This is a genomic window from Thioclava sp. ISO4 (assembly GCF_058105145.1).
Genome location: NZ_CM176571.1, coordinates 3,891,747 through 3,916,937 on the forward strand (window position 1 = coordinate 3,891,747; position 25,191 = coordinate 3,916,937).

The following is a 25,191-nucleotide window of genomic DNA, read 5'->3' on the forward strand; positions in this document are numbered from 1 at the left end:
CCCCGCGCCCTTGTCAGGATGGCGCCCCTGACCCTATCTGGAAAGCAACCGATCAGACACGAGGAACCCCATGACGCTCACACCCCGCCGCCCCGTTTTCGATGCGAATTCAAATGCAGGGGCGTTCGGCGATCTGCCCGAATGGGATCTGAGCGATCTCTATCCCGCGCCCGACGCGCCGGAACTGACCAAGGACATGGCGTGGCTGGAAAAAGCCTGCGCCGAGTTCGCCGCCGATTATGAAGGCAAACTGGCCGATCTCGATGCGGCGGGCATGGCAGAGTGCATCAAGCGCTACGAGGAGATCGACGAGAAAGCGGGCCGCGTGATGTCCTATACGGGCCTGCGCTATTACCAGAACACGACCGACCCGGCGCGGGTGAAGCTGCTGTCCGACGCGCAGGACAAGATCACCACCTACACCACGCCGCTCGTCTTCTTCAGCCTCGAATTCAACCGCATCCCGGATGAGACCTACGAGACCGTCTTCGCCGATTCGAAGGTCGCCCGCTACAAGCCGGTGTTTGACCGGATGCGCGCGATGAAGCCCTATCAGCTCTCCGACGAGCTGGAGAAATTCCTGCACGATCAATCGGTCGTCGGCGCCGCCGCGTGGAACCGTCTGTTCGACGAGACCACCGCCGCGCTGGAATTCGAGGTGCAGGGCGAGAAGCTGAGCCTTGAGGCTACCACCACCCTTCTCTCCGACCACAATCGCGAAAAGCGCGAAGCGGCGGCGAAAGAGCTGGCGAATGTGTTCGGCGAGAACATCCGCACCTTCTCGCGCATCCACAACACGCTGGCGAAGGAAAAGGAAATCGAGGATCGCTGGCGCAAGATGCCGACGCCGCAGACCGGTCGCCACCTGTCGAACGACGTGGAGCCGGAAGTGGTGCAGGCGCTGCGCGACGCCGTGGTCGCGGCCTACCCGCGCCTGTCGCATCGCTACTACAAGCTGAAGGCGAAATGGCTCGGCCTCGACAAGCTGCAGGTCTGGGACCGCAACGCGCCGCTGCCCACCGAGGCCCCGCGCGACATCATGTGGGACGAGGCGAAGGACACCGTGCTCGACGCCTATTCCGGCTTCGATCCGCGCATGGCCGATATCGCGCAGCCCTTCTTTGACAAAGGCTGGATCGATGCGGGCGTAAAACCGGGCAAGGCGCCGGGTGCCTTCGCGCATCCGACCGTGACGACCGTCCACCCCTATGTGATGCTCAACTACCTCGGCAAACCGCGCGACGTGATGACGCTGGCGCATGAGCTGGGCCACGGCGTCCATCAGGTGCTGGCGGCGAAACAGGGCGAGATGCTGGCCAACACGCCGCTGACGCTGGCCGAGACGGCCTCGGTGTTCGGCGAGATGCTGACCTTCCGCAAGCTGCTGGCTGCCGCGAAGACCAAGGAAGAGCGCAAGACGCTTCTGGCCGGCAAGGTCGAGGACATGATCAACACGGTCGTCCGCCAGATCGCCTTCTACGATTTCGAGTGCAAGCTGCATGCAGCCCGCGCCGAAGGGGAACTGACGCCCGAGGATATCAACGCGCTGTGGATGTCGGTGCAGGGCGAAAGCCTCGGCCCGGCATTCGAGTTCATGGAGGGCTATGAGACCTTCTGGTCCTACATCCCGCACTTCGTCCACTCGCCCTTCTACGTCTATGCCTACGCTTTCGGCGACGGCCTGGTGAACGCGCTCTACGCCGCCTACGAGGCCGCGCCCGAGGGCTTCCAGGACAAGTATTTTGCGATGCTCGAAGCGGGCGGCTCGATGCACCACAAGGAACTGCTCGCGCCCTTCGGCCTCGACGCATCCGACCCGGCCTTCTGGGACAAGGGCCTGTCGATGATCGAAGGCTTCATCGACGAGCTGGAGGCGATGGAGGAGTAATCCTCCCTCGCCTGTCTGAAGACGAAAAAACGCCGCGCGAGGTTCTCAACGCGCGGCGTTTCCGTGACTGTCTCCCCACAAGCACAGTCATCGCCAACCGGAACCTTTACCCCTTACAGGCCCCGGTCAGATCAGCATTTCTTCGACCTCGAAACGGGTCAGCCGCGGCGCGGCGATCGGACCGAATTCGCGCAGCTTGTCCATCTGCGGAAACAGCGCGAGGAACAGCTCGGCCATCCGCGGGTCGATCGTCCGCTCGAACCCTTCGCCGGGGTGGAAGCTCTCGACCTCCATGCCGCCGACCTTGAGCGAGCCGTGCTGCTCCAGCACCAGATGATAGGCCGAGACCGGCGAGATCGGCGTAACCTCGATGACGCTCACCCCATCGACGAAGGCCGCGATCGGCGCATAGGCCGCCTCGATGCCCAGACGCCCGCGCAGCCGGGCATCGCGCAGGCAAATCCGCGCATGCGGGCCCAACACCAGATCCTGCGACGGGCGGCCATGTCCGAAGGCTTCGGCGGTCACGCGGATCATCCGCGCGGCCACATCCTTCGCCGCCGGGAACATCGTCATCGAGCCTTTCCAGGTGACGGTCTCGACACGCTCGTCGGCGGTCAGAACCCGCATCCCGGGCACCAGATCCTCAACCGAGACCGGGCCCTCCTCGGTCGCGATCACGGCACCGCGCGCCAAGGCGGAGAACGCCTCTTCGAACAGCGGGATCGCCGGGGCGACGCGGGAGGTTTCTTCGATGAAGCCGTTCGCCTCCAGCCACCACGCGGCATAGCGGCGGGTCATCGCCGAGGCGCGCAGGGCGCGTTTCGGCGCGTTCGGACTCGCACGCAAAGGGCGCGGCAGAGGCGGTTCGGTTTCGGTGGGACGTAGCGCGGCAGCTGCCGTCCGGTGGGGTAGATTCATGCGATAGGCCTTTCGGTCTTCTCACGGCTGCATCGGCCCCCACCGGTTGCAGAGAGACGCTCACAACATGGCTAAAACCTGCACAGGCGTCAAATTATTGAAGCGATTGTCGCGTGATCGCCAAGCAGTCAGCCCCTGCCCTAACGGCACGTTTCTCCACCGCGCACAAACCGCCACAGTCTCACCACATTCAAAGCGAATCACCCGCCCCCAGAGACACTGGAGACGGGTGATGAAAATGGCCGGGCGTGGCAGCGCCCGGCCAGGTCTCGCGCGGCGATCAGCATGACCAATTACGATCGCCGCGCGAGAAGGGAGCTCACTGTGCGGCGCTGACCCGGCGCGAGGCAGACGCCACAGCGCGGCTGGCCTGCGAAGGGCGCGCCTTGCGGGCCCAGGGCATCCGCGTGTCGCAGTCGCGTGCGGAAGCCACGGCGGCTTTCATCCAGCGGCGGGTCGGTTGAGTCTTGTTCATGTCTTTGTCCCCTCGTCTCGAGATCGTTTTCGATCCGGTTCGGGACTGTTCTGCCCGCGTAATGGGGCCAGCATGGGGCGGGAGTTGGATTTTTTCGCGCAAGGAAACGAAGGAATGCGGCAAGGCGGATTGTCTCAGCCGCCCCGCCAATATCGCAAAGCGCGCCGCCCGCGCGCCCGGATCAGAGCCGGATCGCCGAGAGCAGACGCCCGTAATCGGCCTCGCCCGCATGGGTCGTGCGGCGGTAGGAATAGAAGCGCTCGGGCTCCTGATAGGTACAGCGGCGCATCCATTCCGCCTCGCCGACGCCCGCCTCGCGCAGCCGGTGCAGCGAGAAGCTCGGCAGGTCGAAATGCGGCTTGCCCGAGGGGCCGGGCGAGAAGAACCGGCTGTAGTCCATGTCCTCCATCAGGAACTGCTCCATGAAGTCTTCGCCGACCTCGTAGGAATGGACCGAGATGCACGGCCCGATCACCGCCGTGATGTTCTCGCGATGCGCGCCCAAGCGCTCCATCGCGTCGAGCGTGTTCTCCAGCACACCCTCCATCGCGCCGCGCCAGCCCGCATGGGCCGCGCCGATCACGCCCGCTTTCGGGTCGGAGAACAGCACCGGCTGGCAATCGGCGGTCAGGATCGAAATCGCGATGCCCGGCACCTTGGTCACGGCCGCATCGGCGCGCGGCGGCGGATCGGTGATCTCCTCGATCACCGCGACATCGGGCGAATGCACCTGATTGACGCCTTGCAGCGCGTTCAGCTCCACGCCCATCGCATCGGCCGCGCGGGCGCGATTGGTGCGCACCGCCTCGCTTTGATCCGACGAGCCGGGACCGCAGTTGAGCCCCGCAAAAATACCCGAGGACGCGCCGCCTTTGCGTGTGAAGAACCCGTGCTTCACGGTTCCCAAGGCGGGTGAGGTCAGAATTTCGAGCATCGTCGACATCGCGTTCCTCAATAGCTCAGATGGTCTTCGGATCGAACCCCGGCGGCAGCGGCGCAGCGGGTGCGACAATCGCCAGAGCTTGGAACAGGTGACCCATTTCCTCGGGATGGGTCAAGCGGCGATGCGCGGCGATATGGGTCTCGCGCGCGGCCCCCGATAACGCTTCCGCGAGGCGCTGCGCCCGTGCCGTAATGCCGAGCCGCTCCAACAGAACGCCCTGCGCGGTCATGCCCGAGACGGCGGCCCCCGCGTCTTGCGCGGCCTGCGACAGAGGCTCGAAATCGACATGGGCGGTCAGGTCCGCCTCGCCGGGCTCCGCAAAGGGATCGACGGGCTCATGGCCCTTGAGCGCCTGAAACGTGTCGCCCTTGGAATGCCAGTTGCCATAGTCGATCAGCAGCGCCGCGCCGCCTTGACGCGCGATCCGCGCGGCCAGCGTCTCGGTGAAATTCACCGCAGCCGCACAGGCCTCGACCACGTCGCCCGGCACGGTGTCGGCCATGCGCGCCTCCAGCGCCTCGAGACGCGACGGCGGCGCGAGGCCGGGCGTCAGCGTGCCGTCGTCGGACAGCCCCACCTGCCGCTCGGCCCAGCCGTCGCCGTCCCGCTGGAACTGCCGGATCGGCAGCGCGTCGAGAAACTCGTTCGCGACGAGGAAAATCGGCCTCTCGGGCAGGCCGTCGATCGTCTCGTGCCACGTGATCTGATGCGGCGCCAGCGTCTCGCGCTGGATTTCGCGCAAGGTGGGCGAGGCTTCGATCAGATGGACCTGTGCGGCCTCCACCATCCCCGGCACCGCCTTCATCGCGCGCAGCATATCGGCCATCAGCGTGCCACGCCCCGGCCCGGCCTCGGCCAGCACGAAGGGGGCGGGCCGGCCCTGATCCAGCCAGGCCTGCGCCAGACACAGCCCCAGCATCTCGCCGAACATCTGGGAAATCTCCGGCGCGGTGATGAAATCGCCGGCGCGCCCGAACGGATCGCGGGTGGCGTAATAGCCGTGCTCGGGATGCAGCAGGCAGGCGCTCATATAACGGTCGAGCCGCATCGGCCCCTCCGCCGCGATCTGCGCGGCAAGGATGTCGCCCAGCGGGGTCACGAGGCTCTCGGCGCCCGAAGCGCGCGGATCACGAAATACAGCCCCACCGCGATCATCGGCAGCGACAGCACCTGCCCCATCGTCAGGCCCCAGCCATCGGTGAAGCGGATCACGTGGCCATAGGGATTGCCGAGGGTCACGAATTGCGGATCGCCCTGCCGGAACAGCTCGACAAAGGCGCGCGCGGCGCCGTAGCCCATGAGGAACACACCGAGGCTCAGCCCCGGGCGCTTCAGCGAGCGACCGAACCACACCATGCTCCACAGGATCAGGCCCAGCAGCAGCCCTTCCAGCCCCGCCTCATAGAGCTGCGAGGGATGGCGCGCGCAGGTGCCATCCACCTGTCCCGCGATCCCGAGGCATGTCTGCGCCAGTTCACCGGGGAAGATCACGCCCCACGGCACGTCCGTGGGCCGCCCCCAAAGCTCGGGCTTGATGAAATTCGCGATCCGCCCGAGGAACAGCCCGATCGGCGCGACCAGCGCCATCGCATCGGCCAGTTGCAGCTTGGGCACGTCATGCCGTCGCGCGAACCACCACCCCGCGAGCAGCGTGCCCAGAAAGCCCCCGTGGAAGGACATGCCGCCCTGCCAGACCTTCACGATATCGAGCGGATGGGCCAGATACCACGCCGGTTCATAGAACAGGATGAAGCCAAGCCGCCCGCCCAGCACCACGCCGATGATCACCGCCGTCAGCAGGTCCTCGACCTTGCCGTGCTCCATCGGCGAGCGGTTGTCCGGCCAGAGCGTATCGCGCTTCATAAGCGCCACGATGATCTGCCAGCCCGCGATCAGCCCCGCGATATAGGCCAGCGCATACCAACGGATCGGCAGGCCGAGACCGGGGATCGTGATGGCGACCGGATCGAAATCGGGGAAGGGAATGGCGAGAGGCAGCAAGGCGGTCTCCTGTCAGAAATCGCCGCGAGAAAGCCCTGCGCGGGCCGGGAAGTCAACCTTGCCAGCGAGGCCGCCGGGGCCCATATAGACAGGGAAGCAAAAATTGACCGCAAGGGGATGCCGATGCAGCCGCCCAACAAGATGTTCGACGAAATGTCCAAGCTGATGACCAACGCGATGGGCGTGGCCCAAGGCGCGAAGGACGAGGCCGAGACGGCGATGAAAAGCTGGATGGACCGCTGGCTGGCCGACCGCGACCTCGTGACCCGCGAGGAGTTCGACGCGGTCCGTGCGATGGCACAGAAAGCGCGCGAGGAAAACGAAGCGCTGAAGGCCCGCATCGAGGCGCTCGAAGGCAAGTCCGAGAGCTGAACTCTTCGCGATGGAATTTGAAAACGCCCGGTCGTCATGGCCGGGCGTTTTTCGTTAAAGCCGCCCTCTTAGCACGGGGCGACAAGCCCCGGGCCGCGCCCGACCCTCCCCCCGGGAGGGCGCATTGGCGATGTCAGCGCGGGCTCGAATGTCGTTCGGGCTTGCGAGGATAAAGCGCCAAGCCACCCACGCTACAAAGCGCCCACCCGAGGCTCGGACGCGTCCCTTCCGCAATCCTCCCGACAAACCAAAATGCCCGCGCCGAGGCGCGGGCAGATTGAAACTCCGTCGAAAGCCTCGCGGCCTTACTCGCCTTCCGCCTGATCGTAGGCGTCGATGATCTTCGCGACCATCGGGTGACGCACGACGTCTTTCGCGGTGAAGTAGTTGAAGCTGATCCCCTCGACATGGCCGAGGATGCGCTCTGCATCCTGAAGGCCCGAGGGCATCCCGCGCGGCAGGTCCACCTGAGAGCGGTCGCCGGTGATGACCATCCGCGAGCCCTGCCCCAGACGGGTCAGGAACATCTTCATCTGCATGGTCGAAGCGTTCTGAGCCTCATCGAGCACCACGAAGGCATTCGACAGCGTGCGACCGCGCATGAAGGCGAGCGGCGCGATCTCGATCCGCTTCTCCTCCAGCAGTTTTGCGAGCTGTTTGGCCGGCAGGAAATCGTTCAGCGCGTCATAGAGCGGCTGCATATAGGGATCGACCTTGTCCTTCATGTCGCCGGGCAGGAAGCCAAGACGCTCGCCCGCCTCGACGGCCGGACGCGACAGGATGATCTTGTCGACATGACCACCGATCAGCATGGTCACACCCACAGCCACCGCGAGATAGGTTTTGCCGGTGCCCGCAGGCCCGATCCCGAAGGCCAGCTCGTGCTCGAAGAGATGCTTCACATAGGCCTTCTGCGCCTCGGTGCGCGGCTCGACCTGCTTCTTGCGGGTGCGGATCTCGAACTTACCCGCCTCGAACATTTCAAGCTGTTCATCGACCGTGGTCCCGGTGCCACCCAGATCGGCCATGCGCAGCGCCGCATCCACCTCTTCGGCGTCGATCGGCTTGTTCTGTTCAAGGCGTTGATACAGCTGATGCAGCACGGCGGCGGCTTGCGATTGCGCTTCGGGCTCGCCCACCACGGCCAGTTGGTTGCCGCGCCGCAGGATGTGAACCTGAAGCTTGTGCTCTATCTGGGCCAGATTGCGGTCGAATTCACCGCAAAGATCGATCAGCAGCCGGTTGTTGGGGAACTCAAGAAGCGTCTCGTGAGCATCCTGAGAGCGAGGCGGGGGTGTGATCGCGCTGAAGCCCAAATACAGAGTCTCCTTAGCTGGTTTGGTAAAGATATGGTGCCTGCCTCGGGGGATTCACGCAAGCACTGGTTTCCCGCCCTCCTAGGCGCGGCGGCGAATTTCATCAAACTGAAACCAAAAAACGCAGGCGCGGTTCCGCTTGGCCGCATTGCCTATTTATTAGGCAATTCCGGTTTCGCAAGGGGATGCGCGCCGATACACTGATCGAAACGCCACCTCTTCGCCGCGCCGCATCATGACCGCCGAATCGCTGGCTGCGAAAAAGGGCCTCCGTGGCGCAGAATCGCGCGGCAAAAGCCAAACGCCCCACAACCCTAGCGCGAGAACTGTCGCAGCAAGCGGAACACCCGCCGACTTTTTTGGCTATTGTTCCCACAAACCCGGCAAATATCGACAAAGTCTCGCCAATTTGGGTTCGTTCAGGGCAAACTGCGCACAGACGGAGCCGGGATCGGAGCGATTCTGAGCGCCGTATGTAATTCCGCTGCCCGATCAGGAGAGTCTCGAGAGATGAAGACCATTGCAATCACCGCCGCCGCGCTGCTCACCGGTATGGCATTCGCTGGCGCCGCCCAGGCCGGTACGAGCTGCTACACCGGCCCGGTCGGGCGTGATCACGTCAACAACAAGACCGTCTGCGGGCCGACCCGCAAGCAACAGATTCATATCGACTGCTTCCGCGGCCCGTGGCGCGAGACGATCTGGGATCACCCGCAGGGCAGCTTCGTCGATGATCTGGTCGCCTTCGGCTACGATTACGGCGATGCGAACGGCCTCGCGACTCAGATCTGCAAGAACGAGAGCCTCGTGGGCAACCCGGAAGGCCTGCGTAAAGAACTTCTGAAAGCGATCGCGAACGACCCGCCCGGCCCGAACTGATCGGCCAGCTTTCCCAATCAAGAAGGGCCGCGGATCACGCGGCCCTTTTCATTTGAGACGTCGACGCGGCGAGAGCTCAGATCAACTCGCCCGCCAGCGAATTCGGCGCCGTGCCGGTAATCCGCACCTTCGCCAGAACGCCGGGGCCAAGCCCTTCGCCCGAGACATGGACCGCCTGCAGGTAATCGGACTTACCGACCCACTGGCCGTCCAGCCGCCCGGGCTTCTCAAAAAGCACGTTCACTTCGCGCCCGATCATGCTCTCCTGACAGGCCCGCTGTTGCGAAGTCAGAAGCGCCTGAAGCTCCTGCAGCCGCGCATCGGCGACCTCGGCCGGCACCGCGCCCTTCGCGCCCGCGGCGGGCGTGCCCGGGCGCGGCGAGTATTTGAACGAATAGGCCATGCCGTAATTGACCTCGCGGATCAGCGCCATCGTGTCCTCGAAATCCTGATCGGTCTCGCCGGGGAAACCCACGATGAAATCGCCCGAGATCACGATGTCGGGGCGCGCGGCGCGGATGCGCTCGATCAGGCGGATATAGCTCTCCGCCGTATGCTTGCGGTTCATTGCCTTGAGGATCTTGTCCGAGCCCGATTGCACCGGCAGATGCAGATAGGGCATCAGCTTCGGCTCGTCGCCATGGGCCGCGATCAGATCGTCTTCCATGTCGTTCGGGTGCGAGGTGGTGTAGCGGATGCGCTCCAGCCCATCGATCTTGGCGAGCGACCGGGCCAGCCGCGCGAGCGACCAGTCACCGCCCTCACCTTCCCCGTGATAGGCGTTGACGTTCTGACCCAGCAGCGTGATCTCGCGCACGCCTTTCTCCACCAGCGCCTGCGCCTCGCGCAGGATCTTGTCGGCCGGGCGCGAGATCTCGGCCCCGCGCGTATACGGCACCACGCAGAAGGCACAGAACTTGTCGCAGCCTTCCTGCACCGTCAGGAACGCCGTCGGGCGCGCCTGCACGGGCCGCGCGGGCAGATGGTCGAACTTGTCTTCCAGCGGGAACTCGGTCTCGACGGGGCGCGCGCCATTATCGGTCCGCGCGACCAGTTCGGGCAGCTTGTGATAGCTTTGCGAGCCGACGACCAGATCCACCAGATCCGAGCGGCGCAGGATCTCGTCGCCCTCGGCCTGCGCGACACAGCCCGCGACACCGATCTTCAGGTCGGGCTTGGCCTCCTTGAACGGACGCAGACGGCCCAGATCGGAATAGACCTTCTCGGCCGCTTTCTCGCGGATATGGCAGGTGTTGAGCAGCACCATATCGGCCGCACCCACATCGTCGGTCAGCTCATAGCCCTTGGCGCCCATGGCCTCGGCCATGCGCTCGCTGTCATAGACGTTCATCTGACAGCCATAGGTTTTGATATGCAGCTTTTTCGGAGCGTCGCTCATGCCAATCCTCGCGCGTCTTTCCAGCGGGCCTGATACAGCCAAATCACCCTTTCCCGCAAGGTCGCGCATGGCGCGGGCCGTAAAGGCTTGATTTCATGCGGGCCTTCCCCGATCCTGCGGCCGAAGACCCCGCGAAAGGGCTGCATCGGGCATGAAATATTCCTCGCTGATCGATTTTCTCACCCGCCAGAGTGCGGCGCTGTCCAAAGGCCCGGTCGGCGTGATCCTCGCGGAGGACGGGGTCGAGCTGGAGAGCACGATCCGCCACCATATCAACCTCGGGTTTCCGGTGCTGCTGGTTCTGGGCCATGCCGCGATGGACCTGCCGGACGATCTGGCCGCCGACAGCCCGACGAAAATCTACCGCATCGATTTCGAGCTGAACCGCCGCGACGCCGCCCCCCTCGCGATCAACCCGATCATCGCCGCAGTACCCGCGGGAACGTGGCTCTATTACTGCTTCAACGCGGAATACCTGTTCTTCCCCTTCTGCGAGAGCCGCTCGATCGGCGAGGTTCTGAGCTTTCATACCGAAGAACGCCGCGCGGCGATGCTGAGCTATGTGATCGACCTCTATACCGGCGATCTCGAGGCGCATCCGAACGGCGTCGATACCGAGAACTCGATGTTCGACAAGGCTGGCTATTACGCGCTGGCCCGGCTCGATCCCGAGAACCACGACCACCCGAAAGAGCGGCAGCTGGATTTCTTCGGCGGGCTGCGCTGGCGCTTCGAGGAGCATGTCCCCGCCCAGCGCCGCAAGATCGACCGGATCGCGCTGTTCCGCGCCAAGTCCGGCCTGAAACTGCGCCCCGATCACACGTTCAACGACGAGGAATACAACACCTATTCCTGCCCGTGGCACCATAACCTGACCTGTGCCACCGCCTCGTTCCGGGTCGCGAAAGCGCTGAAGTTCAATCCCGGATCGACCTACGATGTGCACAGCTTCACCTGGGTCAATTCCGAACGCTTCAACTGGTCGAGCCAGCAGCTCATGGATCTGGGTCTGATCGAACCCGGCCAGTGGTTCTGATCCGCCCCGCCAACCGATCCCCCTTCGGTTCCCGAACTATGTCTGCACAGATGCAGGGCCATCTGTGCAATTCCTTAGTAAAAGAATCACCTTTACATTCCCGATCATTTCACTCAGGTTATTTTCATCAGCCAGTCGATCCCCGACGAGCCGTTTTCGCGAGATGGAGACCGGAGATGAAACGCCCCTCTTCCCCCGGCCCCCGATACCGGGCCGACACGCATGTTGATATCGATCCGCCGCTGAGCCTGCGCGACATCGTCGAGGCGCTGTGCAGCGGCTTCCCCCCGGGCCAGAGCGCGCTCGAAGCGACGCTCGACCGGATCGAGGGAGGCCGCAGATGAGCATCAATGAGAGCTTTGCCAACGCCCTGCCTGTCCATGACGCAGAGGTGCTGACCGGCAAGGGCAACCTCGCCCATATCGTGCTGGACGGTCAGGTCTATACGCTGCGCATCACGAAGGCGGGCAAGCTGATCCTGACCAAATGAGCGCAGTCCTGCGCCACCCACAGATCCCGAACGTCTGAAGCCGCCCGATCGTCCCTCGGGCGGTTTTTTTCGTCTCGTAGATGCGTATCGCTGTGATTTTGGGGAAATGGAGCGGGTGATGGGAATCGAACCCACGTCTTCAGCTTGGAAGGCTGCGGCTCTACCATTGAGCTACACCCGCGCTCTGGCCTCTCCTTAGCGGTCCACGCCGCACCATTCAAGCGGGATCGGCAAGCGGTTCGCGCAAACCCGGCCCCGAGGCGCGGTTAGAATTGACCTCTTGGCCCACACGCCACGCCTGCAATATGCCCTCGGGCCTCGGCTGCATCAGGGTCGCCGCGCCATGGCCTTCCTCGCCCAGCCATTTCGCCCAATCCGCCTCCTCAAGGACCAACGGCTCGCGGTGATGAATCGGAGCGAGCGTTGGCCCCGCCGGCAAGGTCACGATGGCGCAGGTGGTCAGCAACTCGCCGCCCTTCTCCCAATCCTGCCAGAGCCCGCCAAACACCATCGGCGCGCCGTCCTTGCGTGAGACGTAGAAAGGCAGCTTCGCCTCACCCTCTCGATGCCATTCATAAAACCCGTCCGCCGGGATCAGGCAGCGCCGCGACCGGATCGCCGCGCGGAAGGCAGGCTTTTCCGCCACGGTCTCGGACCGCGCATTGATCAGCAAAGGCCCGTCCGTCGGCGTCTTGTACCAATGCGGGATGAAACCCCAGCGCATCGCCCGCAACTGCCGCTGCCCCTCGCCGGAGACACAGACCGGCAGGCTCTGGGTCGGGCAGATGTTGAACCGCTCGCCACCCGGCACGTCATTCCCGGGCACCGCCTTGAACAGACGCGCCATCGCATCGACGGGAAGAGTGTTCGCCATACGTCCGCACATGGCACAAAGCTATGCCGCCACGCGTCCTGCGCAAGCCCCACGCTTGACCGAACGGCGCGTTTTCGGGCAAGGGAAAGCCATGTTGATTTACAAAATCCTCCGCCGCCCCGAATGGGATGCATTTCGCGAAGCCGGGCACACGCTCGGCGCGCCGGTCGACCTCGCGGACGGCTATATCCATTTCTCCACCGCCGATCAGGTCGTCGAAACGGCTGCGAAACATTTCGCGGGCGAATCCGATCTGGTGCTGGTCGCCTTCGACTCCACCGCGATGGGTGCAGATCTGAAATGGGAGCCCTCGCGCCGCGATCAGCTCTTCCCGCATCTCTACCGCCCGCTGCATCTCAGCGAAGTCGTCTGGGACCACGCCCTGCCCCTCGGCGCTGCGGGCCATATCTTCCCGAAGGAAATGTCGTGACCACCCTGATCGAGCGCGCGGGCCTCGCGGTTTTTCACAAGATCGACCCGGAAAAGGCGCATGGGCTCTCGCTGCGCGCGCTGCGGATGGGGCTCGCGCCGCTGCCCGGCCCGATCACCTCGCCGCGGCTGAAGACCGATCTGGCGGGGATGTCGCTTCTCAATCCGGTGGGCCTTGCGGCGGGCTTCGACAAGAACGCAGAGGCCGTACCGCAGCTGATGCGCGCGGGCTTCGGCTTCATTGAAGTGGGCGCTGCCACCCCGCGCCCGCAGGAAGGCAACCTGCCGCCGCGCCTCTGGCGTCTGCCCGCCGACCGCGCCGCGATCAATCGCTTCGGCTTCAACAATCAGGGCATGGGACCGATCACCGAGCGGCTGGCACAGCGCCCGCAAGGTATTCCGGTGGGCCTCAACCTCGGGGCCAATAAGGATGCCGCCGACCGCGCGAAAGATTTCGCGACCGTGCTGGCCCATGCCGGACCGCATCTCGATTTCGCGACGGTCAACGTCTCCTCGCCCAACACCGAGAAGCTGCGCGATCTGCAGGGCAAAGCCGCGCTGTCGGCGCTGCTGGCAGGCGTGATCGAGACCCGCGACACCCTTGCGCGGCGCATTCCGGTCTTCCTGAAAATCGCCCCCGATCTGAGCGCCGAGGAACTGGCCGAGATCGCCGAGGTCGCGCTGGAAAGCGGGATCGACGGGATCATCGCGACCAATACGACGCTTTCGCGCGAGGGGCTGACCTCGCCCAACCCCTCCGATCAGGGCGGCCTCTCCGGCGCGCCCCTGTTCGAGAAATCGACCCGCGTTCTGGCGCAGCTCTCGCAGCATACCGCGGGCGCGCTGCCGCTGATCGGCGTGGGCGGCGTGGGCTCTGCCGAGCAGGCCTACGAGAAAATCCGCGCAGGCGCCTCGGCGGTGCAGCTCTATACCGCAATGGTCTTCGCGGGCCTCTCGCTCGCGGCAGATATCGCGCGCGGCCTCGATCGGCTTCTGGAACGCGACGGCTTCGCCAGCGTTTCCGAGGCAATCGGCACCGGGAGGGACAAATGGCTGTAACGATCTGGCACAATCCGCGCTGCTCGAAGTCGCGCGAGACGCTGAAGCTGCTCGAAACCCGCGGGATCACGCCCGAAGTGCGCGACTACCAGAAAGCGCCGCCAACCATGGCCGAGCTGCAGGACGCGCTGATGAAACTCGGACAGCCCGCCGCCGCGATGATCCGCTGGAAGGATACGGATCTGCCGAAAGACGCCGATGAGAATGAAATCCTCGCGGCGCTGAGCGCCAATCCGAAGCTGATCGAACGCCCGCTCGTGCTGACGGACACGGCGGCCCGCATCGGTCGCCCACCCGAGACGGTTCTCGAAATCCTTTAAGGTTGAGGGGCGCTGCCCCTCTTCGGCTCCGCCGAATTCACCCCGGGATATTTCAATCAAGGAGAAGCAAAACAGCCGCTTCGCCTTGGCCCAAATATCCCGGGGGAATCTCCGGAGGAGATGGGGGCAGCGCCCCCTACCCGTTCAGATCCTTGATCAGCCGCCCGTGTTTGCGCAGTTCGGCCACCAATTCGCCGAAAGTCCGCAACCCCCGCGCCTGAAGCGCAGGCAGCATCTTCAGGAAGGCATCCGCCGTCGCGACCGTGTCGCCGATCGCGGTGTGGCGCGCTTCCTCGGGGATGGTGATGCCGAGGCGGTGGGTCAGCGCGTCGAGCGTGTGGCTCTCCGACTGCCCGAACACCACCGCCGACAGCAGCACCGTGTCGAGGATCGGGTGATCGAACCGCGCGCCGATCGCCACCTCCTTGCGATGCAGGAATTCCATGTCGAAAGGCGCGTTATGCGCGATCAGCACCGCGCCCTCGGCGAAGCGGTGGAAATCGCGCCCCACCTGCGCGATGTCGGGCGCGCCTTCGACCATCGCGTTCGAGATGCCGTGCACCTCGGTCGAGCCGGGCGGGATCGGGCGCTTGGGATCGACGAGCGTGTCGAAGACCTCGGTATCGATCCGCCGACCGTTGACGATGCGCACGGCGGCGATCTGCACGATCTCGTCGCCCTCGGTGGGCAGCAGGCCCGTCGTTTCGGTGTCGAAGACGACATAGGTCAGATCGGTCAGCGGCGTGGCGGCGATTTCGGCCACGCGCTCGCGCGAGAGCAGGTCGAAATCATAGACCACCGCGCGCGGCACCGGCTTCGGGCGCTTGGTGACATGGCGCGCCTCGCGCAGCGGGATGCAGAGCCGCGCACGCGTGTCGCCCAGCTTCTCGGGCCAGATTTCGGCGGCATGGGTGGTCAACACGCGATGCCCGGTGACGTCCTCCAGCCCGACATCGAGCGGCTGCTCGAGCCAACCCTCCAGCTCCGCGATAGGCACCGGCGCGCCTTCCCATTCCAGCGCGATCAGCGCGCCGGGGCCGTCCTCGGTGATCTCCAGCCGGAAGTCGCGGCGCCCCGTCAGCTTGCGCACCAAGCCCGCCAACAGAGCCACCATTTCGAAGCCCTCGCAGCGTAGCATCAGCCCTGCGGTCACCGGCAGGATCGCCCCGCCCTCGGCGGCCACCCGCGCGGCCACCGCCTGCCCCAGATCGGAGGCGCGGATCATCGCGAGCGGCCACCAATCGGCGCGGTTGGCCTCGTGGCGCTCGAAGAATTCATGGATCGCGGCGGAAAGGTGATGCGCCTCGGAATTTGCCGCCTCGCGCACCCGGTCGCGCTCGGGGCCCGGCGCGGGGCCGTCATCGGCGGTCAGCACCCCGATCAGCGATTGCAGGGCTGCGGCAGGGCGGCGGATGCGGTCGAACAGCTCATCCATCAACTGCTCGCGCTGCGCATGAGAGGCCATGTCGCCCGAGACATCGCGCAGCGTCAGCACATAGCCCGGGCGCGCGCTCAGGTGGTGATCCTCGCCCTCCGACAAAAGCCGCATCCGGGCGGCGAGCACCCGGCCCTCGGCCTTGGTCGAACAGAGCAGGTCCGAGGCCGCATCCGGGTCTTCAGTGGCGAGAAGCCGGTCATAGGCATGGGCGATGGGCGGCTGGTTGAGATAGTCGAAGACGCGCCGATCCAGCCCCGGCGCATGGGCAGAGCCCAGAAGCTCCACCGCCTGCCCGTTATAGAAGGCCAGCTGATGATCGGCGGTGCAGAGCAGCACGCCCACCGGCACATCCGACAAGAGCGCCTCGAGCCGCTCCTTTTCCTGCGCGAGCCGCGTCGTCTCGCGCTGCACGGCTTCAGTCAGGGCGTTGCGGGTCTCCGACAGGTGACGCGTGACCGAGGCCGCAGCAGGCGCCAGATCGCCCAGATAACGCGCGATATCGGCGTCCATATCGCCCTCGATCTCGGCCGTGGTGCGGGCGCGCAGCATCCCCGAGAGCCGCTCGATCGGCTTGGCCACGTTCTCGTCGAACAGAAACCAGATCCACGCGATCAGCCCGAGGATCACGAAGCCCGCAACCGCGCCGCCGATCACCATCGCATTCAGAAGCTCAGGGTCGCCGAGCCGGGTGAAGCCGAACCACAGCCCCGCCACCAGCGCCACCAGATTGCCGAGCGCCAAGGCGGCGAAGAACAGAAACACCCGGGTGCGCAGGGAAAGCCGGGTGAGATCCATCAGGCCGTCTCCCCGTCGAGGATGCGGTGAACCTCCTCGCGCAATTCGCGCAGCTCGAAGGGTTTGGCGATGAAACCGTCAGCGCCGAGCGCGAGGCCCTTGCGGCGCTCCATCGCCGAGCCGCGCGCGGTCATCATCAGGATCTTCACATCGCCGAGCCCCTTGTCGGCGCGCACGCCTTCGCAGATCTCGTAGCCCGAGACCTCGGGCAGCATCACGTCTAGCAGCACCAGATCGGGGCGGGTCTCGCGGATTTTCTCCAGCGCGCCGCGTCCGGTATCGATCCGGTCATGGTCGAACCCCTCGCGGCTCATCAGATAGTCGAGCGCGATGGCGATATTGTCCTCATCCTCCACGATCAGGACGCGATGTTTCCTCCCCCCCGGCATGGTCTCATCCTCCTGCGCATACCGCTTTCAGCCCCGGGTCGTCGGGCGTGAGTTTCAGCCAGCCGCCGCCCGACAGCTCTCCGTCTTTCGTCAGCGTGGCCCCGTTCACCAGATCGGCGCGGCTGTCGGTCTTGCAGTCATAGACCGTCGGCACCGTCTGCAAATTCTGCCAGCGCCCGATCAGCAGCAGATCGGTCTCGGCCAGCTCCGGCTTGCCCGCCACCGGATGCTCCACCTTGCCCGCATCGACCGCCATGAAGCGGGTGACCATCGGCACAAGATAGGTCCAGGGCCGCCAGCCGACGCTCTCATCAATCTTCTGCAAGACGACGACCGTGTCGGGCATGTCCGCGCGCATCTTGGGATACCACGAATACTCGCTCCAGACCGTGTAGCCGATCAGCGCCGCCCCGACCGCTGCGGGCATCACCCATTTCGGCAGCTTCTCGCCGCGGAACTTCTTGCTCAGATGAGAGAGCAGGAAGACCACGAGAGCGGCAAGCGCGCCGGCAGCAAGGGTCGAGATGTAATCGTTCGTCATAAGCTCTCCTCAGCTCATCGCGCCTTTGCCATGTCCGGCGGCCGATTGCATGGTCCGCACCACGACGAACGCATCCCGCAAATGGGAGCGTTCGAAATCGGACAGGTCCGACGGTGCGAGATAATTGTCAGGTTTGCGCCCCGAGCGGGCCAGATGCGCCTGGTTCTCCAGCCGCATCGACGCGATCAGGTCATAGGCCTCGACCAGATCGCGCGCGCCGGAATGGCTCAGCACGCCGGCATGTTCGGCCTCGATCAGACGGGCGCGGGTATTCACTTCGGGCAGGCGGCCCTGAAGCGCATAGATGCGGGCCAGATCGGTCACCGGGACCACGCCGTTATGCTTCATGTCGATATGGTTGCGATGCTCGCCCGAGCGGATCGTGGCGAAGCCCCGGATCAGGCCCAGCGGCGGATGATGCTTGAGGCTGTTGGCGATCATATGGGCGACGAAGATCGAGTTCTTCGACGCCTTCGCCAAGGTCTCTTCCTGCAGCTGCTGGAACAGCCCCGCCCCGTTGCCGCCGATCGCGCGCAGATCGAACATCACCGAGGCGAGCATCTGCGCCTCCGGGTTGGGTTTGGCGATCCAGCCCTCGAAATAGTCCCGCCAGACGCGGACCGGCTGACACCAGCGCGGGTTCGTCGCCATCATGTCGCCCGGGCAATAGACGTAGCCGCAAGCATCCAGCCCGTCCGAGACGATCTTCGCGAGCTGGCGGAAATACTCCATATCCGCCTCGGTCACGGCGTCATCGAGGATCAGACAGTTGTCCTGATCGGACACCCCAGTCTGCTCCTGGCGCCCCTGCGAGCCGCAGGCCAGCCACAGATAGGGCACCGGCGGCGGCCCCAGCGCCTCCTCGGCCATCTTCAGCAGGCGGCGCGTGACCGCATCGGCGATATCGGTGATCAGCCGGGTGATGACCTCATGCGCGTGATGCCCGCCCACGAGCTGCACCAGAAGCTGCGGGATGCGCGCGGTGACGGCAGCCATTTCCGGCACGGTCTCGGCGCCCGCCACATCGCGGATCAGCACGGCCGAGCTGACCGCCTGAAACCGCGTCAGATCGGTCTGGGTGATCATGCCCACGAAGCGCCCGCGATCGGTGATCGGCAGGTGACCGACGCGCTTTTCCAGCATGACATGCAGAAGGTCGGTGCCCAGCCCTTCGGGGGTCAGCGTCACCGGATCGGGGGTCATCACCTCGCCCACGGGCGTATCGGGCGCGCGGCCTTCGGCCAGAACCTTGTTCGAAAGATCGCGCACCGTGACGATGCCCAACAGTCCACCCTCGCCATCGGTCACGCCAAGCGAGGAAATATGCGCATCGCGCATCTGCCGCGCAGCCTCGGTGACGGTGGTCTCGGGCGCGCAGCCCATCGGCTCCTGCGCCAGAAGATCGGCGATCTTCATCGTCGCGATGGAATTGGTGCGGGTCTCGCCGCCGCGCACCCGGTTGAAGAAGCGCGCGAAGGCGGGGGCGTTTTGCGACAGCTCGCGGAACTCTTCGACAGGCAGTTCCAGCAGCACGGTCTCGGCGGTCGTACGCGCGGTGGTCGCGGCCAGACCGTCGCGCATCAGCCCGCGCTCGCCAAAGGTGTTGCGCGCGCCGAGGATCGAGACCAGCGCCCCGTTCTGATCGGTCACTTCGACCGCTCCGCGCTTGATCAGGTAGATGCCCTTGAGCGGCTCGCGATAGGAATAGACGGTCTCATTCGCGGGCAATTCTCTGCGGCGGAAGGAACTGGCGACATGCTCCAGCTCGTTGCGCGACAGATTGTCGTAAGGGTGGACGCCTTCGAGAAATGCGAGGATCGGGGTCAGATCGGCGGCCATGATCTTGTCCTTTGGGTGGTGGCGGCGCCCCGAGGGGCGCCTGCCGAAGATTCAGAGGTCGGGACGAGGTTACCCCCGTCCCGCGCCGCTGTTTCAGTGGTCGGTCGCCGCACCGGCGCCTTTCGGCACGCGGATCGACTCGACGAGCTCCTGGATATCTTCCGGGGTCTCCTTGGTCGCGTTCGACACGAAGTAGGCCACGATGAAGTTCAGGACCGCGCCGATAACCCCGAAGGAGGTCGACTTGATCGAGAGGATCATCGGCTGGGCATCCGTGAAGGTGTTGGTGCCCGGGATGAAGAACCAGCCCTTGTGCAGGAAGATGTAGATCAGCGTGGTCGCGAGACCCGTGAGCATACCTGCAACAGCCCCGGTGTTGTTGATGCGCTTCGTGAAGATGCCCATCATCAGTGCCGGGAAGATCGACGACGCTGCCAGACCGAAGGCCAGAGCCACCGTCTGTGCCGCGAAGCCGGGCGGGTTCAGACCCAGATAGGTCGCCACAACGATCGCCACGGCCATCGAGATACGGGCGGCCAGAAGCTCGCCTTTTTCCGAGATGCCCGGGTTGATCTGCGACTTGATCAGGTCGTGCGAGACCGCCGACGAGATCGCCATCAGAAGACCAGCCGCCGTCGACAGAGCCGCAGCCAGACCACCGGCCGCCACCAGCGCGATCACCCAACCCGGCAGGTTGGCGATCTCGGGGTTGGCGAGCGTGATGATGTCGCGGTTCACGGTCAGTTCGTTCGCGTCGCTCGCATTGTACTCGATGCGGCCGTCGCCGTTCTTGTCGTCGAAGGACAGAAGACCGGTCTGGGCCCAGTTACGCACCCAAGCGAGGTTCTGGTCGTTCTCGATCGCAGTCATTTCCACGGCCGGCTCGGTCACGCCATTCGGGTAGAAGGTCGAAACGAGGTTCAGACGCGCCATTGCACCCACAGCCGGAGCGGTCAGGTAGAGAAGCGCGATGAACACCAGCGCCCAGCCCGCCGAGGAACGCGCGTCGGCGACCTTCGGAACGGTGAAGAAGCGCACGATGACGTGGGGCAGACCGGCGGTACCGATCATCAGCGTCATGGTGAACAGGAACATGTTCAGCGTGGTGTCATGCTGACCCGTGTAGGACTTGAAGCCCAGTGCCTCGACGGTGTCGTTCAGCGTCGACAGGATCGGCGCGCCGGTGTTGACGTCGTTCGAGAACAGGCCGAGACCCGGGATCGGGTTGCCGGTCAGCTGCAGCGAGATGAAGATCGCCGGGATGGTGTAGGCGATGATCAGCACGACGTACTGAGCCACCTGCGTGTAGGTGATGCCCTTCATGCCGCCCAGAACCGCGTAGAGGAACACGATCGCCGCGCCGATGAACAGGCCGGTGGTGTTGTCCACTTCGAGGAAGCGCGAGAACGCAACGCCCACACCGGTCATCTGACCGATAACGTAGGTGATCGACGCAACGATGAGGCAGATAACGGCCACGGTGCGCGCGGTTTGCGAATAGAAACGGTCGCCGATGAATTCCGGCACGGTGAACTTGCCGAACTTGCGCAGATAGGGCGCAAGCAGCATGGCCAGAAGCACGTAGCCACCGGTCCAGCCCATCAGGTAGACCGAGGTGTCGTAGCCGCCGAAGGCGATGAGGCCAGCCATCGAGATGAACGACGCGGCCGACATCCAGTCAGCGCCCGTAGCCATACCGTTGACGACCGGGTGAACGCCGCGACCCGCGGCGTAGAATTCCGACGTGGAACCCGCGCGGGCCCAGATCGCGATGCCGATGTAGAGCACGAAAGTCGCGCCGACCACCAGCAGGTTGAGGGTAAACTGATCCATGTCCCTCTCTCCTCCCTGAGATTATTCTTCGACGCCGTGCTCGCGGTCCAGTTTGTTCATCCGCCACGCATAGGTGAAGATGAGCACCAGGAACACGAGGATCGAACCTTGCTGGGCGAACCAGAAGCCAAGATCAGTGCCACCAATTTTGATGCCTGCCAGCATCGGGCGCAGCAGGATGCCGAAGCCGAAGGACACGATGAACCAGATCACCAGAGAAATCTGGATGGTCCGGATATTCGCCTTCCAATAGGCGTTGGACGAGGATTTGTCCGCCATGAGACTAACTCCCTTTAGTTTCTCTCCAGACGGGCCCCTCATGGGCCCGCCCCTCCCCAAAATTCAGGCCGAGACGCGCTTTACGATCGACCCAAGGCCCGAGGCGATCTCGTCGATGGAGCCCATCGCGTCGATCTCCTCGAGAACACCGAGCGCCTTGTAATGGGCGATCAGCGGTGCCGTTTGCGCGTGGTAGGCCTCCAGCCTCGCGCGCGCCGTCTCGGCATTGTCGTCGGCCCGGCGTTTGAATTCCGTGCCGCCGCATTTGTCGCAAACACCCGCAACTTCGGGCTGTTTGAACTCGTCGTGATAACCTTCGCCGCATTTGGCGCAGGTGTATCGGCCGGCGACGCGGGCGATCATCGCCTCGTCATCGACCTCCAGGCTGATCGCTGCGGTCACAGACTGGCCATTCTCCTCCAGAAGACCGTCGAGCGCCGCAGCCTGACCGGCGGTGCGCGGGAACCCGTCGAGGATCACCCCTTTCGCAACATCCGGTTCAGCCATGCGATCTTGCAAGATCGCCAGAACGATCTCGTCCGAGACGAGACCGCCCTCCTCCATCACCGCTTTCGCGGCGAGACCGGCCTCGGTGCCCTGAGACACCGCGGCCCGCAGAAGATCGCCCGTCGAGAGCTGCACGAGGCCGAAGGTCTCTTCGAGCATCCGCGCCTGCGTGCCCTTGCCCGCACCCGGAGGGCCGAGAAGGATAAGAACGGCAGGCTTGGTCTGCGTCATGGTCGTGCTGTCCGACATCATTTGTTCCCGCGATTTTCGATCAGATCATCGACGACCGACGGATCGGCCAGCGTCGAGGTGTCCCCAAGGCTGCCGAAATCGTTCTCGGCGATCTTGCGCAGAATGCGGCGCATGATCTTGCCCGAACGGGTCTTCGGCAGGCCCGGCGCCCATTGGATGATATCGGGCTTGGCGATCGGACCGATCTCGGTGCGGACCCACTTCTCGAGCTCCTTGCGCAGCTCGTCGGAGGGTTCGACATCGTTCATCAGCGTGACATAGGCGTAGATACCCTGACCCTTCAGCTCGTGCGGGTAGCCCACAACGGCGGCCTCGGCCACGGCCTGATGCGCGACCAGCGCGGATTCGACTTCCGCCGTACCCATGCGGTGACCCGAGACGTTGATCACGTCATCGACGCGGCCGGTGATCCAGTAGTAGCCGTCGCTGTCGCGGCGGCAGCCGTCACCGGTGAAGTAATAGCCCTTGTACTGGCTGAAATAGGTCTCCTGGAAACGCTCGTGGTCGCCCCAGATGGTGCGCATCTGGCCCGGCCAGCTGTCCGAGATGCAGAGCACGCCTTCGGTCTCGGTCTCGTCCTGCTTCACCGCGGTCTGCGGGTCGAGCACGACCGGCTTCACACCGAAGAACGGACGGGTCGCCGAGCCGGGCTTCGTGGGCGTGGCGCCCGGAAGCGGGGTCAGCATGTGGCCGCCGGTCTCGGTCTGCCAGAACGTGTCGACGATCGGGCATTTGCCCTTTCCGACGTATTTGTCGTACCAGGCCCAGGCTTCGGGGTTGATCGGCTCACCGACCGAGCCCAGCACCTTGAGATCGGACAGGTCGTATTTCTCGACCCATTCCGGCCCTTGGCCCATCAGCGAGCGGATCGCGGTGGGCGCGGTGTAGAACTGGTTGACCTTGTGCTTTTCGCACACGGCCCAGAACCGGCCCGCATCCGGATAGGTCGGCACGCCTTCGAACATGATCGTGGTCGCGCCATTCGCGAGCGGCCCGTAGACGATGTAGCTGTGGCCGGTGACCCAGCCCACATCGGCGGTGCACCAGAACACGTCGCCGTCATGGTAGTCGAACGTGTATTGCATCGTCATCGCGGCGTAGACGAGATAACCGCCGGTGGTATGCACCACGCCCTTCGGCTTGCCGGTCGAACCCGAGGTGTAAAGGATGAACAGCGGATCTTCCGCATTCATCGGACGCGGCGGACATTCGGGCGAGACGTTCTCCATCATCGCCTTCACGTCGACATCGCGACCGTCGATCCACGAGGTCTGGTCGCCGGTATGTTTCACGACGAGGCAGCGCACCTTGTCCGAGCAGTGCAGCAGCGCCGCGTCGGCATTCGCCTTGAGCGGCGTGCGGCGGCCACCGCGCGGGGCGGTGTCGGCGGTGATGACGACCTTGGCGCCCGAGTCGTTGACCCGGTTGGCCAGCGCGTCGGGCGAGAAGCCCGCGAAGACGATCGAGTGGATCGCGCCGATGCGCGCACAGGCGAGCATCGCGTAAGCCGCTTCCGGGATCATCGGCAGATAGATCACGACGCGGTCGCCGCGCATCACGCCCTGGCTCGAAAGCACGTTGGCGAAGCGGTTCACCTTCTCGGACAGCTCCTTATAGGTGATGTGCTGCGCCGGGGTTTCCGGATCGTCGGGCTCGAAGATGATCGCGGTCTGGTCGCCGCGCGTGGCGAGGTGACGGTCGATACAGTTGACGCTGGCGTTCAGCACGCCGTCCTCGAACCATTTGATATCGACATGGCCGAAGGTGAAATCGGTGTTCTTCACCTTGGTATACGGCGTGATCCAGTCGAGGCGCTTGCCCTCGCGGCCCCAGAACTTCTCCGGATCGGTGATCGATTCCTGATACATCTCGCGATATTTCGCGGCGTCGGCATGGGCGTTCTCGAAGCCCGGCGGGACCTCTTTGACCTCTGGAACCTGAGTCACCTTGTCTTGCGCAGTCATGAGCTTCCTCCCAGCAATTTCGCATTGCGGCACGGCGTGTCCGCATGTCGCCCGCGTGATAGTGCAGGCCCTCTACCCCGCGCCACTGTAACTCAAAGGTTAAGATTCATGTAACCCCCTTTATACGCTACATATTTCTGTAAATTTTTTGACACCGATTGCGCTAACGCTGTAAATGCACGGAAATGAGGCAGAAAATAGGCGAGCCAATTCAAGTGCTTGCCTGTAGCGTTTCCGCTCGGACCCAACTGAATTTGAAAATCGACCGCACGGTTAAAATCATGCCGCAGCTGCGACGAGACGAATCGGAGGCTCAAAATGATTCGGTGCGCGGCCTGCCGTGACGGCATCCTGTGGATAACTTCGACGATTGTCGCCCGCAGGCCCGCGCCCTACCATCGCGCCGCCTTGAAGGAGCCACCCATGCCGCAGCAGACGCCAACCACCAACCCGATCCGCCCCACGGATGCCGAGGCCCGCGCCTTGGCGCAAAGCCTGATCCGTGAAGCCCGGTTCGGCGCGCTTGGCACGCTCGACCCGGATACAGGCGCGCCGGTCGTAACCCGCGTCGCCCTCGGCCCCGGCTCCCAGGGAGAGCTGTTAACCTTCGTTTCCAGCCTCGCGGCGCATACGACGGCCCTGCTCCGGGACCGCCGGGCCGGGTTGCTGCTGGGCGAGCCCGGCGCAAAAGGGGACCCGCTTACCCATCCCCGCCTCTCGCTGCAGGTCGAAGCGCATGCCATCCACCGCGACGCCCCCGCCTTCCCGGCGATGCGCGAGCGCTGGCTCTCGGATCATCCGAAATCGAAGCTCTATATCGACCTACCCGATTTCTTCTTCTTCGATCTCCGCGCGACCTCGGCGGCTCTCAATGGCGGCTTCGGCCGCGCCTTTCGACTGACGCCCGCAGACCTGACATAAAAACAGCGCGCGGGACTTTTGCCCCACGCGC

26 protein-coding genes and 1 tRNA gene are annotated in these 25,191 nt (G+C 64.5%); 10 read left to right on the forward strand and 17 right to left on the reverse strand.

Annotation, left to right across the window (positions count from 1 at the left end; genetic code table 11):
* The first annotated feature begins 70 nt into the window (after positions 1 to 70).
* Positions 71 to 1,888 carry a M3 family oligoendopeptidase gene (locus AC2TZ7_RS18915; RefSeq protein WP_489865375.1) on the forward strand — a complete coding sequence of 606 codons (1,818 nt, stop codon included), beginning with the start codon at positions 71 to 73 and terminating at the stop codon, positions 1,886 to 1,888.
* Positions 1,889 to 2,014: 126 nt separating this feature from the next.
* Here AC2TZ7_RS18915 and AC2TZ7_RS18920 read toward each other — a convergent pair whose 3' ends face one another.
* From AC2TZ7_RS18920 to lgt, 5 genes are all read right to left on the reverse strand, one after another.
* Positions 2,015 to 2,689, reverse strand: a complete 675-nt coding sequence (locus AC2TZ7_RS18920; protein WP_489865376.1) for a Hint domain-containing protein — start codon at positions 2,687 to 2,689, stop codon at positions 2,015 to 2,017.
* Between the two features lie 439 nt (positions 2,690 to 3,128).
* Positions 3,129 to 3,284 (reverse strand): hypothetical protein, encoded by a 156-nt coding sequence (locus AC2TZ7_RS18925; RefSeq protein WP_176536059.1) that lies wholly within the window; start codon positions 3,282 to 3,284, stop codon positions 3,129 to 3,131.
* Positions 3,285 to 3,465: 181 nt separating this feature from the next.
* Positions 3,466 to 4,218, reverse strand: a complete 753-nt coding sequence (gene pgeF / locus AC2TZ7_RS18930) for a peptidoglycan editing factor PgeF (RefSeq protein ID WP_078520602.1) — start codon at positions 4,216 to 4,218, stop codon at positions 3,466 to 3,468.
* A 25-nt stretch (positions 4,219 to 4,243) separates the two neighbouring features.
* Positions 4,244 to 5,326 carry a class I SAM-dependent methyltransferase gene (locus AC2TZ7_RS18935; protein WP_489865377.1) on the reverse strand — a complete coding sequence of 361 codons (1,083 nt, stop codon included), beginning with the start codon at positions 5,324 to 5,326 and terminating at the stop codon, positions 4,244 to 4,246.
* The gene (gene lgt / locus AC2TZ7_RS18940) at positions 5,323 to 6,225 is read right to left on the reverse strand and encodes a prolipoprotein diacylglyceryl transferase (protein ID WP_489866847.1); all 903 of its coding nucleotides are present in this window, start codon (positions 6,223 to 6,225) and stop codon (positions 5,323 to 5,325) included. Before lgt ends, AC2TZ7_RS18935 begins: the two co-directional genes overlap by 4 nt.
* 126 nt (positions 6,226 to 6,351) lie before the next feature.
* Between lgt and AC2TZ7_RS18945 the strand changes: the two genes are divergently transcribed.
* Positions 6,352 to 6,600, forward strand: a complete 249-nt coding sequence (locus AC2TZ7_RS18945) for an accessory factor UbiK family protein (RefSeq protein ID WP_078520603.1) — start codon at positions 6,352 to 6,354, stop codon at positions 6,598 to 6,600.
* Between the two features lie 305 nt (positions 6,601 to 6,905).
* On the opposite strand, the gene AC2TZ7_RS18950 is transcribed toward AC2TZ7_RS18945, so the two are convergent.
* Entirely contained in the window at positions 6,906 to 7,916 is a 1,011-nt protein-coding gene (locus AC2TZ7_RS18950) for a PhoH family protein (RefSeq protein WP_152843656.1), read from the reverse strand.
* Positions 7,917 to 8,426: 510 nt separating this feature from the next.
* Between AC2TZ7_RS18950 and AC2TZ7_RS18955 the strand changes: the two genes are divergently transcribed.
* Positions 8,427 to 8,795 carry a hypothetical protein gene (locus tag AC2TZ7_RS18955; protein ID WP_098411897.1) on the forward strand — a complete coding sequence of 123 codons (369 nt, stop codon included), beginning with the start codon at positions 8,427 to 8,429 and terminating at the stop codon, positions 8,793 to 8,795.
* A gap of 76 nt (positions 8,796 to 8,871) precedes the next feature.
* On the opposite strand, the gene miaB is transcribed toward AC2TZ7_RS18955, so the two are convergent.
* Positions 8,872 to 10,194 (reverse strand): tRNA (N6-isopentenyl adenosine(37)-C2)-methylthiotransferase MiaB, encoded by a 1,323-nt coding sequence (gene miaB, locus AC2TZ7_RS18960; RefSeq protein WP_078542122.1) that lies wholly within the window; start codon positions 10,192 to 10,194, stop codon positions 8,872 to 8,874.
* A gap of 151 nt (positions 10,195 to 10,345) precedes the next feature.
* On the opposite strand from miaB, the gene AC2TZ7_RS18965 reads away from it, so the two are divergent.
* The 3 genes from AC2TZ7_RS18965 to hemP all read left to right on the forward strand — a co-directional run bounded on the left by AC2TZ7_RS18965 (position 10,346) and on the right by hemP (position 11,720).
* The gene (locus AC2TZ7_RS18965; protein WP_489865378.1) at positions 10,346 to 11,230 is read left to right on the forward strand and encodes a glycosyltransferase family protein; all 885 of its coding nucleotides are present in this window, start codon (positions 10,346 to 10,348) and stop codon (positions 11,228 to 11,230) included.
* Between the two features lie 176 nt (positions 11,231 to 11,406).
* Complete coding sequence (locus AC2TZ7_RS18970; RefSeq protein ID WP_158522126.1) at positions 11,407 to 11,574, forward strand: hypothetical protein; 168 nt, start codon at positions 11,407 to 11,409, stop codon at positions 11,572 to 11,574.
* The gene (gene hemP, locus AC2TZ7_RS18975; protein ID WP_075774069.1) at positions 11,571 to 11,720 is read left to right on the forward strand and encodes a hemin uptake protein HemP; all 150 of its coding nucleotides are present in this window, start codon (positions 11,571 to 11,573) and stop codon (positions 11,718 to 11,720) included. The genes AC2TZ7_RS18970 and hemP overlap by 4 nt, the downstream gene beginning before the upstream one ends.
* A 107-nt stretch (positions 11,721 to 11,827) precedes the next feature.
* Here hemP and AC2TZ7_RS18980 read toward each other — a convergent pair.
* Positions 11,828 to 11,901: transfer RNA gene (locus AC2TZ7_RS18980), tRNA-Gly, on the reverse strand.
* A 36-nt stretch (positions 11,902 to 11,937) separates the two neighbouring features.
* Complete coding sequence (locus AC2TZ7_RS18985; RefSeq protein ID WP_489865379.1) at positions 11,938 to 12,606, reverse strand: SOS response-associated peptidase; 669 nt, start codon at positions 12,604 to 12,606, stop codon at positions 11,938 to 11,940.
* Between the two features lie 79 nt (positions 12,607 to 12,685).
* Here AC2TZ7_RS18985 and AC2TZ7_RS18990 point away from each other — a divergent pair, with 79 nt between their 5' ends.
* From AC2TZ7_RS18990 to arsC, 3 genes are read left to right on the forward strand one after another with little or no spacing between them, the layout of a single operon-like run.
* On the forward strand, positions 12,686 to 13,024 hold the full coding sequence (locus tag AC2TZ7_RS18990; RefSeq protein ID WP_078600405.1) for a DUF952 domain-containing protein: 339 nt from the start codon (positions 12,686 to 12,688) through the stop codon (positions 13,022 to 13,024).
* Positions 13,025 to 13,029: 5 nt separating this feature from the next.
* Positions 13,030 to 14,082, forward strand: a complete 1,053-nt coding sequence (locus AC2TZ7_RS18995) for a quinone-dependent dihydroorotate dehydrogenase (RefSeq protein WP_489866848.1) — start codon at positions 13,030 to 13,032, stop codon at positions 14,080 to 14,082.
* Entirely contained in the window at positions 14,073 to 14,402 is a 330-nt protein-coding gene (arsC, locus tag AC2TZ7_RS19000) for an arsenate reductase (glutaredoxin) (RefSeq protein WP_489865380.1), read from the forward strand. Before AC2TZ7_RS18995 ends, arsC begins: the two co-directional genes overlap by 10 nt.
* A gap of 136 nt (positions 14,403 to 14,538) precedes the next feature.
* Here arsC and AC2TZ7_RS19005 read toward each other — a convergent pair whose 3' ends face one another.
* From AC2TZ7_RS19005 to acs, 8 genes are all read right to left on the reverse strand, one after another.
* Positions 14,539 to 16,635 carry a 3'-5' exonuclease gene (locus AC2TZ7_RS19005; RefSeq protein ID WP_489865381.1) on the reverse strand — a complete coding sequence of 699 codons (2,097 nt, stop codon included), beginning with the start codon at positions 16,633 to 16,635 and terminating at the stop codon, positions 14,539 to 14,541.
* The gene (locus AC2TZ7_RS19010; RefSeq protein WP_078548717.1) at positions 16,635 to 17,024 is read right to left on the reverse strand and encodes a response regulator transcription factor; all 390 of its coding nucleotides are present in this window, start codon (positions 17,022 to 17,024) and stop codon (positions 16,635 to 16,637) included. The genes AC2TZ7_RS19005 and AC2TZ7_RS19010 overlap by 1 nt, the downstream gene beginning before the upstream one ends.
* 4 nt (positions 17,025 to 17,028) lie before the next feature.
* Positions 17,029 to 17,565 (reverse strand): hypothetical protein, encoded by a 537-nt coding sequence (locus tag AC2TZ7_RS19015; RefSeq protein WP_078548720.1) that lies wholly within the window; start codon positions 17,563 to 17,565, stop codon positions 17,029 to 17,031.
* Positions 17,566 to 17,574: 9 nt separating this feature from the next.
* Complete coding sequence (locus AC2TZ7_RS19020; RefSeq protein ID WP_489865382.1) at positions 17,575 to 19,404, reverse strand: DUF294 nucleotidyltransferase-like domain-containing protein; 1,830 nt, start codon at positions 19,402 to 19,404, stop codon at positions 17,575 to 17,577.
* A gap of 93 nt (positions 19,405 to 19,497) precedes the next feature.
* On the reverse strand, positions 19,498 to 21,237 hold the full coding sequence (locus AC2TZ7_RS19025) for a sodium:solute symporter family protein (protein ID WP_489865383.1): 1,740 nt from the start codon (positions 21,235 to 21,237) through the stop codon (positions 19,498 to 19,500).
* A 21-nt stretch (positions 21,238 to 21,258) separates the two neighbouring features.
* Entirely contained in the window at positions 21,259 to 21,516 is a 258-nt protein-coding gene (locus AC2TZ7_RS19030) for a DUF4212 domain-containing protein (RefSeq protein ID WP_075774060.1), read from the reverse strand.
* A 63-nt stretch (positions 21,517 to 21,579) separates the two neighbouring features.
* Positions 21,580 to 22,272, reverse strand: coding sequence for an adenylate kinase (locus AC2TZ7_RS19035; RefSeq protein ID WP_371326891.1), 693 nt, complete (start codon positions 22,270 to 22,272; stop codon positions 21,580 to 21,582).
* Positions 22,272 to 24,239: an acetate--CoA ligase gene (acs, locus tag AC2TZ7_RS19040; RefSeq protein WP_078569896.1), complete on the reverse strand. Its 1,968-nt coding sequence runs from the start codon at positions 24,237 to 24,239 to the stop codon at positions 22,272 to 22,274. The genes AC2TZ7_RS19035 and acs overlap by 1 nt, the downstream gene beginning before the upstream one ends.
* Before the next feature lie 423 nt (positions 24,240 to 24,662).
* On the opposite strand from acs, the gene AC2TZ7_RS19045 reads away from it, so the two are divergent.
* Complete coding sequence (locus tag AC2TZ7_RS19045) at positions 24,663 to 25,160, forward strand: HugZ family pyridoxamine 5'-phosphate oxidase (RefSeq protein WP_489865384.1); 498 nt, start codon at positions 24,663 to 24,665, stop codon at positions 25,158 to 25,160.
* Positions 25,161 to 25,191: the final 31 nt, after the last annotated feature.